11 protein-coding genes are annotated in these 17,366 nt (G+C 62.6%); 2 read left to right on the top strand and 9 right to left on the bottom strand.

Translation table 11 applies throughout. The features are described from left to right. Positions 1-141: 141 nt before the first annotated feature. Positions 142-1,311, bottom strand: a complete 1,170-nt coding sequence (locus NMQ11_RS16040) for a pyridoxal phosphate-dependent aminotransferase (protein WP_255171361.1) — start codon at positions 1,309-1,311, stop codon at positions 142-144. Between the two features lie 7 nt (positions 1,312-1,318). Beyond that, entirely contained in the window at positions 1,319-2,332 is a 1,014-nt protein-coding gene (locus tag NMQ11_RS16035; RefSeq protein WP_255171360.1) for an agmatinase family protein, read from the bottom strand. A gap of 247 nt (positions 2,333-2,579) precedes the next feature. Here NMQ11_RS16035 and NMQ11_RS16030 point away from each other — a divergent pair, with 247 nt between their 5' ends. Continuing rightward, positions 2,580-3,611, top strand: a complete 1,032-nt coding sequence (locus NMQ11_RS16030) for an NrpR regulatory domain-containing protein (protein ID WP_255171359.1) — start codon at positions 2,580-2,582, stop codon at positions 3,609-3,611. On the opposite strand, the gene NMQ11_RS16025 is transcribed toward NMQ11_RS16030, so the two are convergent. The 7 genes from NMQ11_RS16025 to NMQ11_RS15995 form a co-directional block, all read right to left on the bottom strand. Next, positions 3,608-4,438 carry a nitrilase family protein gene (locus NMQ11_RS16025; protein WP_255171358.1) on the bottom strand — a complete coding sequence of 277 codons (831 nt, stop codon included), beginning with the start codon at positions 4,436-4,438 and terminating at the stop codon, positions 3,608-3,610. The genes NMQ11_RS16030 and NMQ11_RS16025 overlap by 4 nt on opposite strands. Then, positions 4,435-6,339, bottom strand: a complete 1,905-nt coding sequence (locus NMQ11_RS16020; protein ID WP_255171357.1) for an ABC transporter permease subunit — start codon at positions 6,337-6,339, stop codon at positions 4,435-4,437. Before NMQ11_RS16020 ends, NMQ11_RS16025 begins: the two co-directional genes overlap by 4 nt. Further along, the gene (locus NMQ11_RS16015) at positions 6,340-7,425 is read right to left on the bottom strand and encodes an ABC transporter ATP-binding protein (protein WP_255171356.1); all 1,086 of its coding nucleotides are present in this window, start codon (positions 7,423-7,425) and stop codon (positions 6,340-6,342) included. It lies immediately after the preceding gene. Between the two features lie 5 nt (positions 7,426-7,430). Next, entirely contained in the window at positions 7,431-8,531 is a 1,101-nt protein-coding gene (locus tag NMQ11_RS16010) for an ABC transporter substrate-binding protein (RefSeq protein ID WP_255171355.1), read from the bottom strand. Positions 8,532-8,666: 135 nt separating this feature from the next. Beyond that, positions 8,667-9,674, bottom strand: coding sequence for an NrpR regulatory domain-containing protein (locus NMQ11_RS16005; protein ID WP_255171354.1), 1,008 nt, complete (start codon positions 9,672-9,674; stop codon positions 8,667-8,669). A 7-nt stretch (positions 9,675-9,681) separates the two neighbouring features. Beyond that, on the bottom strand, positions 9,682-11,082 hold the full coding sequence (locus tag NMQ11_RS16000; protein ID WP_255171353.1) for an aspartate aminotransferase family protein: 1,401 nt from the start codon (positions 11,080-11,082) through the stop codon (positions 9,682-9,684). A 190-nt stretch (positions 11,083-11,272) separates the two neighbouring features. After that, positions 11,273-12,682 carry an APC family permease gene (locus NMQ11_RS15995; RefSeq protein WP_255171352.1) on the bottom strand — a complete coding sequence of 470 codons (1,410 nt, stop codon included), beginning with the start codon at positions 12,680-12,682 and terminating at the stop codon, positions 11,273-11,275. A 508-nt stretch (positions 12,683-13,190) separates the two neighbouring features. On the opposite strand from NMQ11_RS15995, the gene NMQ11_RS15990 reads away from it, so the two are divergent. Beyond that, entirely contained in the window at positions 13,191-17,276 is a 4,086-nt protein-coding gene (locus NMQ11_RS15990) for an Eco57I restriction-modification methylase domain-containing protein (protein ID WP_255171351.1), read from the top strand. Positions 17,277-17,366: the final 90 nt, after the last annotated feature.

Genomic DNA, 17,366 nt, shown 5'->3' with positions numbered 1-17,366 from the left:
GACCGGAGGGGACGTCGATTTCGGAACGTCCGTCGGCGGCGGGCGAACGGCTCGGTCGTGGTCGAACCGGGCGTTTTCGACGGGCGAGTTTCGTTCTCGGGGCGACTCGAGTCGCCGGCGACTGCCGTCGCCTCGGCGCCGTCACCACCACCGGTTCTCGATCAGCCGGTCGATCGCCTCCTCGAGCGTGGCCCGGTTTCGCGAGAACGTAAACCGGACCCAGTCGGCCTCGGCGTCGGGGGCGGTGTAGAAGCTGCTCCCGGGGACGGCCGCGACGCCCGCCTCGCGGATGAGGCGGTAGCAGAAGTCGACGTCGGTCTCGTCGGTCGGATACCGCGTCATGACGTAGTACGCGCCGTCGGGTTTCACCGGCTCGAGCCCGGCCTCCACGAGCCCGTCGTAGAGCAGGTCGCGGCGTCGTTCGTAGGAGTCAGACAGCTCCTCGTAGTACTCCTCGGGCAACGACAGCGCCTCGACGCCGGCGCGCTGGAACGGCGTGGGCGCACAGATACTCGTGTAGTCGTGGATCTTCCGGAGCTCCTTCGAGAGATACTCGGGCGCGAGACAGAACCCGATCCGCCAGCCGGTGACGCTGAACGTCTTCGACATTCCCGTACAGACGACGGTTCGCTCCGCGAGGTCGCCGACCTCGACCGGGCTCAGGTAGTCGTCGTCGTAGACGATGTGCTCGTAAATCTCGTCGGTCAGCACGATCAGGTCGTGTTCGAACGCGATTCGCTCGATCGTCTCGAGTTCCTCGCGGCTGAACACCTTCCCCGTCGGGTTCATCGGCGTGTTGAGCACGAGGATTCGGGCTCGCTTCGCGGCCTCCGCCAGGCGGTCGGCATCGATCTCGAGGTCGTCGGTGATGTCGAGGGGGATCGGCGTCGCGCCGGCGAACTGGCTCGCGGGGATGTAGCTCTCGTACACCGGTTCGAAGTAGATCACCTCGTCGCCGGAGCCGGCGAGCGAGAGCATCGTCGACATGATCGCCTCGCTGGTCCCGCTGGTGATCGTTACCTCCGTCTCGGGGTCGTAACTGACGCCCTTCCACTCGGCGTAGCGCTCGGCGACGGCCTCCCTGAGTTCGGGAAGCCCCCAGGTGATCGTGTACTGGCTGTCGGTGTCGATCGCCTCCTTGGCAGCCGCCTTGATCTCGGGCGGCGTCTCGTCCTCGTCGGGGATGCCCTGCGAGAGGTTGATCGCGCCCTCGCTGATCGCCTCGCGGGTCATCTCCCGGATGACCGATTCGACGACGTTGCTCGTTCGGCTGGTGCCAACCGCGGGTTTCGAACTCGGTGTCTTCGTCATCTGTCTCTCACGTCGATCGTTCCGCGAACTGTCGCTCGAGCAGCGTCACGAGGAGGTACGCCGCGAGTCGCTCGGTCCCCTCCGTCGCGTCGTAGCGGGGGGCGACCTCCATCAGGTCGACCGCGCCGACCGCGTCGGAGCCGCCCAGGACGGCCATCGTCTCGAGCGCCTGGTGGGCGCTGAGCCCGCCGGGGACGGGCGTTCCGGTGCCGGGGGCGACGCTCGGGTCGACGGCGTCGATGTCGAAGCTCACGTAGACGGCGTCGGTGTCCGCCGCGGCCGCCGCGACGGCGTCCTCGACGACGGAGACGATCCCTCGCTCGTCGACGTCGCGCATGGTGTAGAGGTTGAGCCCCGTCTCGTCGGCGAACTCGAAGAACTCGGGTGCCTCGTAGCCCCGGATCGCGACCTGACTCACGTCGCCGTACTCGGTGTGCGGTGAGTCCGCGATCAGGGCCGTACTCGAGCCGTGGAAGTCGGTGCCGAAGATCGGACTCTCGGAGACGGTGTCGGTGTGGGCGTCGATCTGGACGAAGCCCACCCGGTCGTGGCCCGCCCCCTCGGCGAAGCCGCGGACCGCGGGGAACGTACAGTAGTGGTCGCCCCCGAGGAGGACCGGGAACGTCTGCTCGGCGACCGTCGCGACGTGGGCCGTGATGCTCTCGGCGGTCGTCTCGCTGTCCATCGGGAAGACGGGGACGTCGCCGCAGTCGGCCACGGTGAGATCGTCGAAGTTCACCTGCTTGCCGGTCTGCATGTTCGTCAGCCCGCCCTTGTAATCCGAGAGGTACGCCCACCAGCCGCTCGCCCGGCGGATCGCCTCGGGGCCGTAGCGGGTTCCCGGCCGGTTCGACACCGCCCCGTCGTAGGGAATCCCGAGGGCGGCGGCGTCGACGTCCGAAACGTCGTCGATCGCTCGAGACTCGCCCTTGAGAAACGTCTTGAGCCCGGCGTAGGCGAGTTCGACCGACGCGCCCGGGACCGACTCGCGGAACGCAGCCGCGGGCGTCGGGTCACTCATCTAGCCCACCCCCGGTGGGCTCGAGCGGCGTCCGGGGTGGCGTCCGCGCCCGATCCGCGTCGTCTCGCTGCGCCACGGTCAGGGTATTCGTCCGTATCGGTGAGGATGTCATATTCACACATGCTGGCAAGAGACTGCCACCGTACTGTTTCCGCAGGGAGGGTAAAAGGTTATCTTCGTCGGCACTCGCATCGCTCCCGCACAAACCAAAGCTTCGTGGTCGTCCCCGCCCACTGTGAACCTATCAATGGCGCCGGACCTCGACAGACGAACGTACGATCTCCTTCGCCTCGTCGACCAGCACGGGCCGATCGGCAGCATTCACCTCTTCGAGCTGATGCAGTTACACGGCTACGACATCAAAGATCGAACCATCAGACTGTTGCTCTCGGAGCTCGACTCGCTCGAGCTAACTGAGAAAGTTCCCGGCCAGGGGCGTCGCCTGACCGCGAAGGGGCGAGCGGAACTCGAGAAGGGCGACGTCAACACCCGGCTCGAACAGCTCCGCGCCAGGATCGCCACGCTCTCGAGTCACGTCAGCTACGATCCGATCGACGACAGCGGCGTTCTCGTCGCCTCCGCGGCGTTTCTCTCGGAGGCCGACGCCGAGGCGGCGCTCGAGCTTATCGATCGCCTCGAGACGCTCCCGCTCGGCCCGCTGCCAGTCGCACTCGAGCCCAGCGAGGAGCACGAGCCGGGCGATCTCAGGCTGGTGACGGCCTCGAGCATCACGCTCGACGGCGTGTTGCTCGCCCACGGCGTCGACGCGAGCATCTCGAACTCCGGCGTCCTCGAGTACGAACCGACCGAGGACGAGTCGGACGACGCCCCCCTCACCTTCGGCGGGCGCATTCTGCGCTACACCGACGTGATCAACGGTGAGGGCTCCTCGATCGACGTCGTCTCGCTGCTCATCGAGGCCGGCCGAAGCGACGTCAGGAGCGTCATCGAAACCGGCGGACGCGGCCTCCTCGTCGGCGACAGTCGGGAGTTCCCGATCACCCGCTTCGAGGAGGCTCGCGACCTCGCGGTCGCGACCCGGCGCTCGCTCGGCGGCGCACTCGAGTTTCGGCGCCCGCGAGAACAGGACCACCTCCCCGGCGGCACCGCGACGTGGGCGTTCGGTTCGATCACGTACGTCGGCCCCGGCGAACTCCTGTTGACGGCGCTCAGCGAGTACGGACTGGCCGCCGACTGGGAGACGCTGTACGGAACGGTCGAGCGGGCGACACTCGAGCCGGTCCGAGCGGCGCGCCCGGAGCCTACCCTCGACGACTAATCGACGTCGTAGACGTCCGGCCGACGATCCGCGAGCGCATCGTCGCGCGGCGACAGCTCCTTTCGCCGCGCCCGCTCGAGGTTGCAGGTCACCTCGAGGACGTGTTCGCCCGTCACCGGCGCCGGTCCGGCGACCGGGACGCCGTCCGGACCGACGATGACGCTCTGGCCCTCGAAGGAGAGGCCGCGTTCGGTGCCGGCGCGGTCCGCACACGCGAAGAAGACCCGGTTCTCATTCGCGTGGGCGACGGTCTGGTGGACGCCCATCGTCCAGCCGGCCGGCCGTTCCCCGTCGGTCGCGCCCGGCACCCAGTTCGTCGGCACCGCGACGAGGTCGACCCCGTCGCGGGCCTGGGCGACGGTGAGTTCGGAGAACCACAGGTCGTTACAGATCTGGACGCCGAGGCGACCGAACGGGGTGTCGATCGCCGACACCGCGTCGCCCGGTTCGAACCACCACTTCTCCTCGTTCCAGAGGTGGAGCTTCCGGTAACAGTCCTCGACGCCGTCGGGCGAGACGACGAGCGCGCTGTTGTAGAGGCGCTCGCCGGCTACCTCGGCGAAGCCGCCGACGAGCCACGTGTCGGTTTCGGCGGCGACGCGGGCCCACGCCTGGGCCGTCTCGCCGTCGCGCGGTTCGGCCACCGACTCGAGCTCGGCCCGCGATTCGAAGACGTAGCCGGTCGTCGCCAGCTCCGGCAGGACGACGAGCGAGGCGTCACCGTGCTCGCGGACGAGTTCGACCGTCCGCGCGCGGTTGCGCTCGACGGCGCCGAACTCGGGGACCGTCTGTGCGACGGCGACCGTGATCTCGGCCGCTTCGGTCACTCCCAGATCCCCCCGGAGAGGCGGTCGATCGCGACCATCACGACGACCGTGAGGGCGATGAAGACGACGCTCGCGGCCGCGATCGTCGGCGAGTAGCCGTACCGAAGCGAGTTGAACAGCTGGATCGGGATGGTGTCGACGAGGAACAGCGACAGCAGCCAGGCGATGATGTACTCGTTGAGCGAGAGGATGAACGCGAACAGTGCCCCCGAGACCACGTTCGCCCGCAACAGCGGGTAGGTCACCGTCCGGACGGTTCGCATCGGCGAGGCGCCAAGGTTCATCGCCGCCTCCTCGTAGACCCGGTCGAGCTCGTCGAGTCCCTGAGAGATCAAAATGAACGGGAACGGCGCGTAGAAGATCCCGTGTGCGATGATGATGCTCGTCCGGGTGCCCGCGAAGCCGAGCTCGAGGAAGAAGATGAGAAACGCCACGCCGACGATCACCGGCGGGACGAGGATCGGGAGGATGCCGAAGGTGCCGAAGACGGTGCGCCACCTGTACTCGTACCGATCCAGCGCGAACGCCAGCGTGCCGCCGATCGTGGTACTCAAGAGTGCAACCGCGGCGGCGATGCCGAGGCTGTTGAGCAGGGCGAGCACCCACGTCGAATCGGTGAAGAACTCGACGTACCACTGCATCGAGAAGCCGCCCGGCGGGAACGTGAGGAACTGCTCCGGCGTGACCGACACCGCGATGATGATCGCGAGCGGTGCCGCGATGAACGTCATCGCCGCCCCGACGTACAGGCGACTCGCGGTCCAGATCACGCGCTCGCGCGTCCGGGCGTCGACCCGTGTGACGGCGGCGTCGACGCGGCGGCCGACGGATCGGGTGAGCCGGGTGATACCGACGGCGGCGGCGGCCGATCGGAGGCCATCACGGACGGTCGACCCGGCACCGGACGATTCGTAGGCGGCCGGATCCGGCCGGCCGCCGTCGGCCTCCGCCACCTCGTTGCCGCCGAGGCTGGCGGTGGTCAGGTTCGTAAACCGGACCATTACCCAGAGGAACGCCAGGACGACGACGATCAGCCCGATGCTCATCGCCGCGCCGAACGGATAGTTCTGTTCGCCCATGATCTGGGCTTCGATCAGCACGGGGAGGGTTCGCTCGGCGGAACTCCCGAGCAGCCGCGGCATGACGTACGCGCCGAGTGCGAGGATGAACACCAGCGCGAGCCCGCTGACGATGCCGTTTTTCGAGAGCGGCAGCGTCACCCGTCGGAACGTCGTCGTCGGGCCGGCTCCAAGGTTCTTCGACGCCTCGAGGAGTTCGCCGTCGATGTTCCGGATGCTGCTGTACAGCGTGAGGATCATGAACGGGAGGAAGACGTACACCATGCCGACGACGAGCCCCCAGTAACCGGGGTAAAAGGACCGGGGTTCGGCGAGGAGCCCGGTGGCGACGCCGATCGAACTCAGGATGCCGCCGGAGGCCAGGATGACCTGCCAGGCGTACGCGCGGATCACGTAGGTGACCCACAGCGAGGAGATGATCGTTATCAACAGCGCGCTCCTGAGCCACGGCCGCTCCATCCGCACGAGGTAGTACGCGATCGGGTAGCCGAGCAGCAGGGAGACGGCGGCGGTGACGAGCGAGATCTCGATCGTCAGCCACAGCTGTCTGAGATAGAGGTTCGTCTCGATCGGCGGCCAGCCGGCCGAGAGGTTCACCGAGAGAAACCGCGCGTAGTTGTCGAGCGTAAAGCCCGGCCGGTAGGAGCCGCCGGGGATGTTCACGTAAAAGCTGAACACGACGAGCAGCGCGAGCGGAACGAGGAAGATCGCGACGAGCCAGAACAGCGGGTAGGAGAGCGCGTACCACCGGGCGTTGGCACGCACGCCGGCTCGCCCGCTCTCGCCGGTCTCGGCTCCGTCGGTCGACGATTCCGCCCCCATCTACGCCTCCACGATCCGGCAGTCGTCGGCGCCGACGCTGACGGATACCCGGTCGCCGGCGGTTCGCTCGTCCGTCCCGCTCCGTCTGACGACGACCAGTTCGCGACCGTCGGCGGTCTCGAGGCGGTACTCGACGCTGCTGCCGAGGTGTCGTTTGAACTGGACCGTTCCCTCGAAGACGTTTTCCGCGGCCGCCGCTCCCGCACCGTCCGCGCTCGCCGCGTCGATGGCGAACCGCTCCGGCCGGACGACGGCCGTTACGGTCTCGCCGGCGGTCGCGCCGTCGTTTCGGGCCCGGATCGTCAGGTCCCCGCAGTCGACGGTCGCGTAGCCGTTCTCGACGCTGGCGACGGTGCCGTCGAAGAGGTTCGCCGTTCCGAGGAAGTCCGCGACGAACCGCGTCTTCGGTTCGTTGTACACCTCCTCCGGGGGGCCGACCTGCTCGAACCGGCCGTCGTTCATCACCGCGAGGCGGTCGGACATCGTCAGCGCCTCCTCCTGGTTGTGCGTGACGAAGACGGTGGTGATCCCGACCTCTCGCTGGATCCGGCGCAACTCGACTTGCATCTGCTCGCGGAGCTTCTTGTCGAGACTCGCCAGCGGTTCGTCGAGCAACAGCGCATCGGGCTCGGGCGCGAGCGCTCGAGCGAGCGCGATCCGCTGTTGCTGGCCGCCGGAGAGCTGATCCGGGGTCCGATCGGCGACGTTCGGTAGCTCGACGAGTTCGAGCATCTCGGCAACTCTGGCGTCGATCTCCTCGTCGGTGTACTCGCCGTCGACTTCCATCCCGTAGGCGACGTTCTCGTAGACGGTCATGTGGGGAAAGAGCGCGAAGTCCTGAAACACCATTCCGGTGTTGCGCTCGTACGGCGGCGCGTCGGTGACGTCGACGCCGCCGATCGAAATCGTTCCCTCGGTGGGTCGCTCGAAGCCGGCGATCGTTCGCAGCGTCGTCGTCTTGCCACAGCCGGAGGGGCCGACCAGCGTGACGAACTCGCCGCTCTCGACGTCGATGTCGACGCCCTTGACCGCGAGCACGCCGCCGGGATACCGTTTCGTGACGCCGGAGAGTGAGATGCCGCTCATCGGTGTCAGCCGATGATGAACTCTTCCCAGCGCTCGTTGACCCACTCCTCCTCCTCGAGGTAGAGGTCGTAGTACGGCACGATCGCCTCCTCCGGTCCGGGACCGGCGACGGCCTCGTAGGTCTCGTCGTCGAGTTCGGAGTGTTCGATGTCGATCACCGGCGCGGTGTAGAGGTTCTCCGCGAGCGTGTCCTGAACCTCCGGACGGCACGCGTAGTCGATGAACTGCCGGGCCTCGTCCTCGAGGTCGGAGGTCGTGAGGACGACCCACGAGCCGGAGTCGAGCACCGACCCCTCCTCGACGAAGTTCGACTCGACCGGCGCGCCGTCGTCTTGCATCACGTTCGTAATGTCACTGTACAGCATCCCTGCGGGCACCTCGGCGTCGCGCAGTCGCTGCTGGAACTCGGCTTCGTTCTCGTACCAGAAGTTGACCTGGTCGGTCACGCCCTCGAGTTCCTCGAAGACCTCCTCGACGCTGTCGCGGTCCTCGAGCGTCGACTGCCCGTCGAAGTACACCTCGGCGGTGATGTCGAGCAGGAAGGAGTTCGACGCGAGACCGAGCAGCCCGAGCTGGTCTTCGTACTGCTCGTCCCACAGCGCCTCCCAGCTGTCGATCGGCTCCTCGAACACCTCGGTGTTCTGGACGAGGTTGATGTACCACGAGAGCGCGCCGACGCTGGCGATGCCGCCGTCGCGCTCTTCGATCAGGTCGTCGCTGATGTACTCGAGGTTCTCGAACTCGTCCGGGTCGTCCCAGAGGTGCCAGAGGTCCGAGTTCAGCCCGCGAAGCACGCCGACGGTCGACATGATCGCGACGTCGACCGGCGCTTCGTCGGCGCCGACGGCGCTCTCGTACTGTGAGAGCGCCTCCTCGGCCGTCGGCTGCTCCTGGGATTCGGCCTCGAAGTCGGCCTCCTCGTTGAACGGTTCGAACAGGTGCTCGTCCATTACCTCCTGGAACACCCCGCCGTATACGGCGACCGTCAGCGTCTCGTCGCCGAGGATGTCCGTACACCCCGCCAGCCCCCCGAGTGCCACGGCGCCCCCGGTTGCAACCGACGTTCGAAGGAAGGTGCGCCTCCCGTGCGTATGTTGCCCTGGCATTATGTTGCCACCTATCACGGAGTGTTACTGATGGCTTCACATAAAGGTTCCTACAGCCGAACGGGCAGATTCGCCCCGGTGGGCCGACTCTTGGCGTTCTTTTCCGGTTTCTCCGCTCTCGTGGGATGCCTCGGATCAGGTCTCCTCGACGGGGGCGAGCGTCGACCGGCTGCGCACGTCCGCGAGCGTCGTCCAGTCGACTGCGAGATCGGCTTCGACGAGCCGCGAGGTGACGAGCTCTGCCGAACCGGCACAGGTCAGCGAGGCGAACGACCAGCCGGGCTGTCCCCACGGGAACGGTCCCGACTCGCGCGGCCGACGCAGGTCGATGACCCCGCCGAGGCGGTCGCGCGTCCCGACCGCGAGCTCGTGTGCCTCCTCGAACCGGGAGAGCGGAAACTCCCTGTTGTCGGCGACTAGCAAGCCCGTCTCGCCCTCGAGCGCCCGCCCGACGGCGGTTCGTCGCGCTTCGATCAGCAACGACACCATGTCGAGGGTCGCCCGCTCGTCCCCGATGACGTCCGTGTACCGCCGGATCGCGCCGCCGTGTGCGGTCGGCTCCGGGTCGTCGTACGGCACCGATTCGGACGTGGGATGGTACTCGACGATTCCCGTCGTATCGAGCGCGGTTTCGATCCCGCCTGCCAACAGCACGCCGTCGATCGTGACGCTCGAGGCGGCCGCGATCTCGAGGCGGTCGTCACCACCCCGGTCTATCGGTTCGATCGACGCGGGGACCGGACCGAGCGGCGACTCGTCGATGCGACGAAGGATCTCCTCGACGCGCGTCCGGGCGCTTGCGGAGACCGTGACGGTGCCGACGACGACGTCGCCGCTGTCGGTCTCCGGCGCGTAGGTGACGCGGCTCGTCAGCTCCGCCAGGCGTTCTCGCACCTGCTCGATTCGACCGCGAACGCCGCCGCGCTCGAGTTCCGCGCGCCCGTCGTCGGTCAGTCGTCGCCCCTTCCCACCCACCTTCTTGGTGAGTCCGTCCTCGTCGAGATCGGCGAGGGTCATCCGAACCGCCCGCTCGGTGATCGAGTAGCCGCGCTCCTTGAGTCGCTTCGTGAGGTGGACGCTGCCGACCGGCTCGTGTTCGGCGAGCAGCCGGAGCGTGTCGTAGGTTCGTTGATCGCGCGTCATCTGCGAGTCACCCCTGAACAGCCGCCAGATCGGATGCGAGGTCGGCGAACGCTTCGACGTGCTCGTCGACGTCTCCGGCGGTGTGCTGGACGCTGACCGTCCACTGCTGGGAGGCGTCGTGCGGATGGGGGATGACCCCGCGGTTCACCATCCCGAGCCAGTAGGTCTCGTGGAACTCCTCGTCGACGTGGCCCCAGTCGCGGAACGTCCGGATGCGTTCGTCCGTGAAGTACACCATTCCCTGCGATCCCGCCGTCACGACGTGTCCCTCGAGTCCCGCGTCGTCGATCACGTCGCGGTAGCCGTCGGCGAGTCGGGCGGCCAGCGTCCCGACGTGATCGTAGGCGTCCTCGGTGAGAATCTCGCGAAGCGTTACGTCGACCGCTCGCAGGGCCAGCGGATTCCCGTTGTACGTCCCGTAGTGGGCGACGCCGCTCGCCGTCCCGCGCTCGAGGTCGGCGGCGATCAGCTCCATGATCTCCCGACGGCCCCCGAAGGCGCCGACGGGGTAGCCGCCGCCGATGGCCTTCGCCAGGGCGACGAGATCCGGCCGCACGCCGTAGTACTCCGCGCCGCCGCCGGGTGCGAGTTTCACGCCCGTCTTCACCTCGTCGAAGAGCAACAGGACGTTGTACTCGTCGGCGAGTTCGCGGAGCCGATACAGGAAGTCACCTTCCGGTTCGACCAGCCCGAGGTTGAGGCAGGCGGGCTCGACGAGAATCCCGGCGATCTCGGCGGCGCGGTCGCGAAGCAACCGTTCGACGCTCTCGGCGTCGTTGTACTGGGCGAGCAGGGCGTTCTCGGGAACCGATCGCGGAACTCCCTGGGATTCCCGGACCGGACGCGGGTCGTGTGCCGGTCCCGCCCGCTCGAGGGGCGGCATCTTGCTCACCAGCCCGGTATCGTGGGCGCCGTGGTAGGCGCCCTCCATTCTGACGATCTTCTCGCGGCCGGTGTACGCCCGCGCGAGGCGCATCGAGTGCATCACCGCCTCGGTTCCGCTGTTCGTAAACCGGACCTGTTCGATCGCCTCCCACCGGTCGATCAGCGGGCGGGCCGCGTCCGCGAGGAGGTCGGTCGGTCGGGTGTAGAGGGTGCCTCGCTCGAGCTGTTCGCCGACGGCGTCGGCGAGCGCCGGGTGTGCGTGACCGACCAGTTGCGTGCCGTTGTTCAGGGCGAAATCGAGGTACTCGGTTCCGTCGGCGTCGACGAGCCGCGAACCGGCCGCCCGCTCGGCGTGAATCGGGTACGGTTCGTACGCCCGATAGGTGCTGCAGACGCCGGCGGGAACGATCTCCCGTAACTCGCTCGCCAGCGACGCCGACGCCGGCGTCCGTTCCCGGTACCGGCGGCGCTCGCGCCGTAGCAATTCTCGCGTCGTCGCGTCGGGTGTTTGGCCGCGTTCCATCGTACCATACCGGAAGTTGACTTCCGGTTAGTCGGAGTTCGGACGGTGTGAGCATAAACGTTGCCTCGCGAGTGGCGAGTGGTCGGTCCCGTCGCTCGAGGCGATTCGATGCCGGTCGGAGAAATGGCGTTAGACTTTGGGGAGTGAAAAACGGATCGGGCGACACGACGGAGTCAGTGACGGCGAATCGCTAGTCGTCCTCGAGCGCGTCGAGTTTCGCGATGAGTTCCTCTGAGGTCTCGACCGACGTGTCTCCCGACAGCAAGTAGAGGGCGGGGCCGAGCACACACCAGAGGAGGACGATCGCCCACTCGTAGGGCCAGAGCAGCGCGGACTGGCCGCCCGGGAGGTAGAGGAAGATGAAGACCGCCGTCAGTACGAACGCGACGACCCCAACGAGCATCCCGCCCGGAACCTCGTACGGTCGGTTCATCTCGGGTTCGCGGTAGCGAAGCACGAGGAACGAGACGACTACCAGGAACCAGGCAACGACGATGCCGAGTCCGCCGGCGTTGACGACCCACGTGAGCATCTGCTCACCGAACAATGGCGCCGGCACGGACAGCCCGCCGATGAGCAGAATCGCGTTGCTCGGCGTGTTGTACTCGGGGTGGACCGTCGCCAGCGACTTCGGCAGCATTCCGGACTCTGCCATCGCGAACAGCGCCCGACTGCCCCCGATGATGAACGCGTTCCAGCTGGTGAGAATCCCCGCAATGCCAGCGAGTGCCATGAGCTGGCCGACGAGCTGGCTGTCGTAAAGGGCGGCCATCGCCTCGGCGGCGGGGAGCGGGCTGTCGACGAGCTCTGCGCCCGGCAGCGCGCGACTCGAGCCCCAGATGACGGCCATGTAGAAGAGCGCGGCCATGGCCACCGAGAGCAGGATCAACAGCCCCAGCCGTCGCGCTGGGACGTCGGCCTCTTCTGCGGACTGCGGGATGACGTCGAAGCCGACGAACATGAACGGCGTCATCAGTACGACGGCGAAGATTCCGGCGGTGCCCGCCCCGAAGGAGCTGTCGGGAGAGGGCTGTCCGCCGGTGATCGCTCCGGCGATCAACACGACGCCAGCGAAGGCGATCACGACCGTCATGATGATCTGGAACTGCGCGGCGATGCGGATGCCGACGTAGTTGAGGTACGTCATCCCGACCGTCCCCAGCACGCCGACGACGATCCAGGTCGCGTACACCGGCTCCCCGGCGACGCTCCAGAGCGGGAACTCGTTGAACCCCGGAACGATGAACGCCATCGCAGACGGGAGCGCAACCGCCTCGAAGGCGGCCACCGTCACGTAGCCGAAGATGATCGCCCAGGTACACACGAACGAGCCGAGCGGGCCGAGTGCGCGCAAACTGTAGACGTGCTCGCCGCCGACGAGCGGCATCGACGACGCGAGTTCGCTGTAGATCACCGCCACGATTCCGACCACGATACCGCCGGCGACGAACGCGGTGATCGCACCCCACGGGCCGCCCTCTACGATCCACTCGCCGGTGAGGATGATCCAGCCCCAGCCGATCATTGCCCCGAACGACAGGATCAACATCTCCTTGCTTCCCAGTGCCTTCTCGAGTCCGCTTTGTGTGGTATCTGCCATATCTTACGCTCTCCGTTGAGCTATCCGTGACCTCCAGACGATTTCGCATGTAACTTTCGACATTACTGTATAGGATTCAAATCAATTGTATTTTTCTGGATAGGGTTCTACGACCTCGGGAAGAGTAGAACGGTCCGGAGAACATGAACAACTAATGATATTAATGGTCAGTAAGCGTAGCGAGATGGTAAATACCTGCTGCGAGTTCAGTCGAGAGGTTTCTGACGGCCGCTGGCCGTATGAGGAGCTAATCGGTGGAGAGATAGCCGAAGTAAAGACTATATCCCCTCGTTGAGTTTTCCGCGGTATACGTGATACGCGCACACAAATCGGGCGAAATACCGGGAACTCCGGCCTGGTAAACGTCTCTGGATCCGAACTCGAGAAACTCGGTATCGATATCGGCGACGCGGTTGATGGTGAAGCCGTTGACGCCACACGAGCCGTCCACGCGCTCATTGACAGCAAAGACGCAGAGCAATTCCTGATCGTTACACCAACGCAATAGATGCAGACAGCGCTTACCTACCGCACGAACCGAGACCTGTTCTCCAACTACTATCTCAACGAGCATCTTCCAGAGACGGAAGCATGGCACGAAATCAGTGAGGACGAACTACAGGACGCGTACGACGAGATCAACGAACTGTTCGAGCGTGAGAAGAGCACCGCTCCGAAACGCAACGAGTCCCAACTCGAGGAGAAGTTCATCCGGCCGATGTTCCGGAAGCTGGGCGTTCCGTTTGAGGTCGAAGAAAGCACCAGCCGGACGCAGCGACGGCCTGACTACGGCTTCTTCGAGTCCGAGAAGGCAGCCCAGAACGCGTTTACCCGTCGTGAGGAGGGTGGCGACTTCTACGAAGACGCCGTGGCGGTTGCAGACGCTAAGCGATGGGGTCGTCCGCTCGATACACGTGGGAGTGGCGAACACGAACGTGATTTCGAGAATCCGAGCTACCAGATTCACGTCTATCTTCAGGAAACGCCTGCACAGTGGGCCGTTCTCACGGATGGAAAGAAATGGCGACTCTACTACGGACCGACGAGCCACCGGCTGGACTCATACTACGAGATCGACCTGGCAACCGTACTGGAGAAGGGTGACCTCCAGGATTTCAAATACTTCTATCTCTTCTTTCGCCACGAAGCGTTTCTCGAGGACGCCAGCGGTGACTGCTTCCTCGACGATGTCTACGGTGAGTCCAACGTTTTCGCCCAGGAGTTGGGTGAGGACCTGCAGGACAACATCTACGAGGCGATCCAGACCCTCGCTGAAGGGTATCTCGAGTATCCCGAGAACGACCTCGATGAAGCAGCCCTCGAGCTCATCCACGACAGTTCGCTTATCTATCTCTACCGACTCATCTTCGTTCTCTATGCCGAAGCCGAAGGGCGCGATCTCCTCGATACGAACAACGAGATTTACGAGCAGTCCTACAGCCTGAACTCGCTCAAACAGGAGGTTGCCGAAGAACTCGATAGTGCCGATCCGAAGTATCAGAGTTGGCAGAATGCTATCGGAGCGCAGCTCGATGGGCTATTCAAGCTCGTCGATCAGGGAAGTGAAGCTCGAGGGATTCCAAAAGGGGATCTCTACATTCCAGCGTACAACGGTGGGCTGTTCCGAACTGATCCCGACGATGACGATCGCCCCGAAGCGCGTTTCCTCGCTACTCACAACGTCGGTGATGCGTATCTCGCACGGGTGATCGAACTATTGACCCGAAGTCAGAACGACGGTGGGAAGATCTTCGTCGATTACTCCTCGCTGGACGTTCGTCACCTTGGAAGCATCTACGAAGGATTGCTCGAGTACCAGCTCAACATCGCTCACGAGCCGCTAGCGCTCGAGAACGGTGAGTACGTGATTCCCGACGAAGATGATGAGATCGTCGTCGAGGAAGGCGAGGTATACCTGACGACTGGTTCAGGAGAGCGGAAGTCTACAGGGTCTTACTACACGCCCGAGTACATCGTTGAGTACATCGTCGAGAACACACTCGGACCACTCGTTGACGATATCAGGGAGAGACTGGTCGGACAGAGCGCCTTCGATGAGGGTGGATTCGCTGCTGAGTTCGCTGAAGAGGTGTTCGAGTTGAAGATCCTCGATCCGGCGATGGGGAGTGGGCACTTTTTGACGGGTGCTGTGGATTATCTCGCCCGTGAGATTATCGACGCCCAAGAAAAGCAGGTGGCTCAGCAGGGTGTCGAGACTGTTGACAAGGACCGAGATATCAACTGGGCACGTCGGCAAGTTGCCCAGCGCTGTATTTACGGTGTGGATCTGAACCCACTCGCCGTGGAGTTGGCGAAGGTGTCGCTGTGGCTTCGAACCCTCGCCGCTGAGCAACCGCTTGCGTTCCTCGATCATCACTTGAAAGCTGGGAACTCACTTGTCGGGAGTGATATTGAAGAGATTGAAGAACTCGAGTCAGCGGGCGGTGGCGACGAGTTGAACGCCTCGCTTGCAGACTTCGGCGTAGCACGGAAGGGCACGATCGAGCAGTTGATGCGGATTTACGGGGACTTCATCGCCATCGAAAACCAAGAACTCGCCGACGCCAAGGAGATGGAGTCCAGGTATGACGAGTTCGAACAAAATAAGCTTCGGCAGAGACTTCAGGCGATGGCTAATGTACATACAGCCGAAGATTCTGGTTTAGACAACTTGCCCAGGGATGCGTATGAACAGATGGCTGCAGTGTTGGAAGATGATGGAGAGTGGAAGGAGATTGAGCAGATGCAGTGGTTCCAAGATGCCCAACAGTGGGCTGCTGATACTCTTTACTTCCACTGGCGACTAGAATACCCCGAAGTATTCTATGAGGAAAACGGGAGTGAAAGAGCCAATCCTGGATTCGATGCTGTAATCGGAAATCCCCCCTGGGTAATCACCTCTGATGAAGACCTCTCATCATATCTCTGGCAGAAATACCAATATCAATCGGGCCAGCCAGATCTCTATCGGTTCTTCATTGAACAATGTATCACTCTCTCCCGGTCTAAATTCAGTATGATTACACCCAGCTCGTGGCTCACAATTCCTGCAGCGTCTGATCTGAGAAAGGAAATCATCGGAAGCCGAAATTTGCATCGGACCAGCCTAGTCCCCCAATCAGCGTTCGAAGATGTTGATGCAAATATGTGTACGTTCACCGTTGATCTTGCCAAGAGTTCTGATGAGATCACGATACTCGATCTTTCTGAAACTGGTGAATCAACGAAACTCCGAGAAGTCCCATTCGACTCTCTGGAGAACGATTCGTACCGAATTACTCTTTGGGCCAACATTACGCAACGACGGATAGTTTCAGAAATGGATAGAGGTTCTGTCTCGTTAGGCGAGATCTCTGACAGAACGGTTGGTTATCAACTATATCATACAGATATTCACGACCCAGAGATCATTGATCAAAAATCCCATCATTCAGGCCATAAAGAATCTGAATCATATGTTCCTGAAATACGGTCATCGTCTCTGTATAAGTACTACGTTGATCCTGAGGCAGACGGATATGTAAATTTATCTGCAGAGTTCTTCCGAATCCCACCCGAAAAATTTAGAAAGGGAGATCGGGTTTTAATCCGTGAAATAACTGGTGACGATGGGATAACTGCCGCTAATGTAGAAAGAGAATTACTATTTCCAAAATCAGTGATTTCGTTGGTGGTCGAGAATGATCAGTACTCCACCGGCTATATAACTGCATTATTGAATAGCAATTTACTTTCGTTTGAATTCCTGGTAACTGGCGAGAAAGCCACACAGGATCTGTTCCCACGTCTCTCGATGTCTTCTCTCGATCGCCTAAGTATACGAAAACCGCCTGTTGGGCATCTTATGTCAACTGAGGAGATGGTGACAAACAAAGAGTTCAATGAGGATGATATAATTCAGATCCATAAGAGATCCAAAGATACTGCCGAATTCCTTGATATGATTGTAGAGGATATAAAAGAGATGAAAGAAGAGGCCCACCTACTTAATACAGACATATCAGATTATCTTGGGTCATATGAGTGGGGAGAATCGATCGATGAAATGTCGGGAGTTCAACCCTCGCCAGGAATAAGTGACTCAGTACTTTCAGAAACCACCGATTCTAAGGACAAGTTACATATAGATGGTGCAAAAGTCAAAGACGGGGATACAAAAACAACGATTTATCTTATTGCACGGTACAAGCCGAAAAGTCCAGAAAGATGTAAAACAGACAGATACGGCTATACCAAGACCAGACCCATTCCTGCTTTCGAATTTATAGGACTCGATGAAAATAAGAATTCGCTCCTGAAAGAGTTCGTTCCGTATGCTGTTTCTCGCGCAGACGGGTTTGCAGACTTCCGTGATAATGCCACAAAGCAAAATTCGCTGTTAGATCGGCTGATGAAACTCAAACTACCTGATTTATCAGATGTGGAAGGTGGGTTAAACCGCTACATCGAAACACGAAACAGGCATGACGAACTGCAAGAAAAGATCGAACGTAGAATAGATCTTATCAACTCCGTCGTATACGAATTATATGAAATCTCGGAGGAGGATATCAACGTCGTAGAGGATGCGGTAACTAAATTGGAGCGATCCTAGACTCGTTACTCGAGCGTCTACAGGCGGAGCAGGTCGAGTGACTCGGGGCTTGACCTCGAGGCGGTTCACTGGGGAGATTCGCCACCGCCG

The organism is Natrononativus amylolyticus (assembly GCF_024362525.1).
Lineage (GTDB): Archaea > Halobacteriota > Halobacteria > Halobacteriales > Natrialbaceae > Natrononativus > Natrononativus amylolyticus.
The sequence above is the reverse complement of the archived record's forward strand: the minus strand, read 5'-3'. Positions and strand labels throughout refer to the sequence as shown.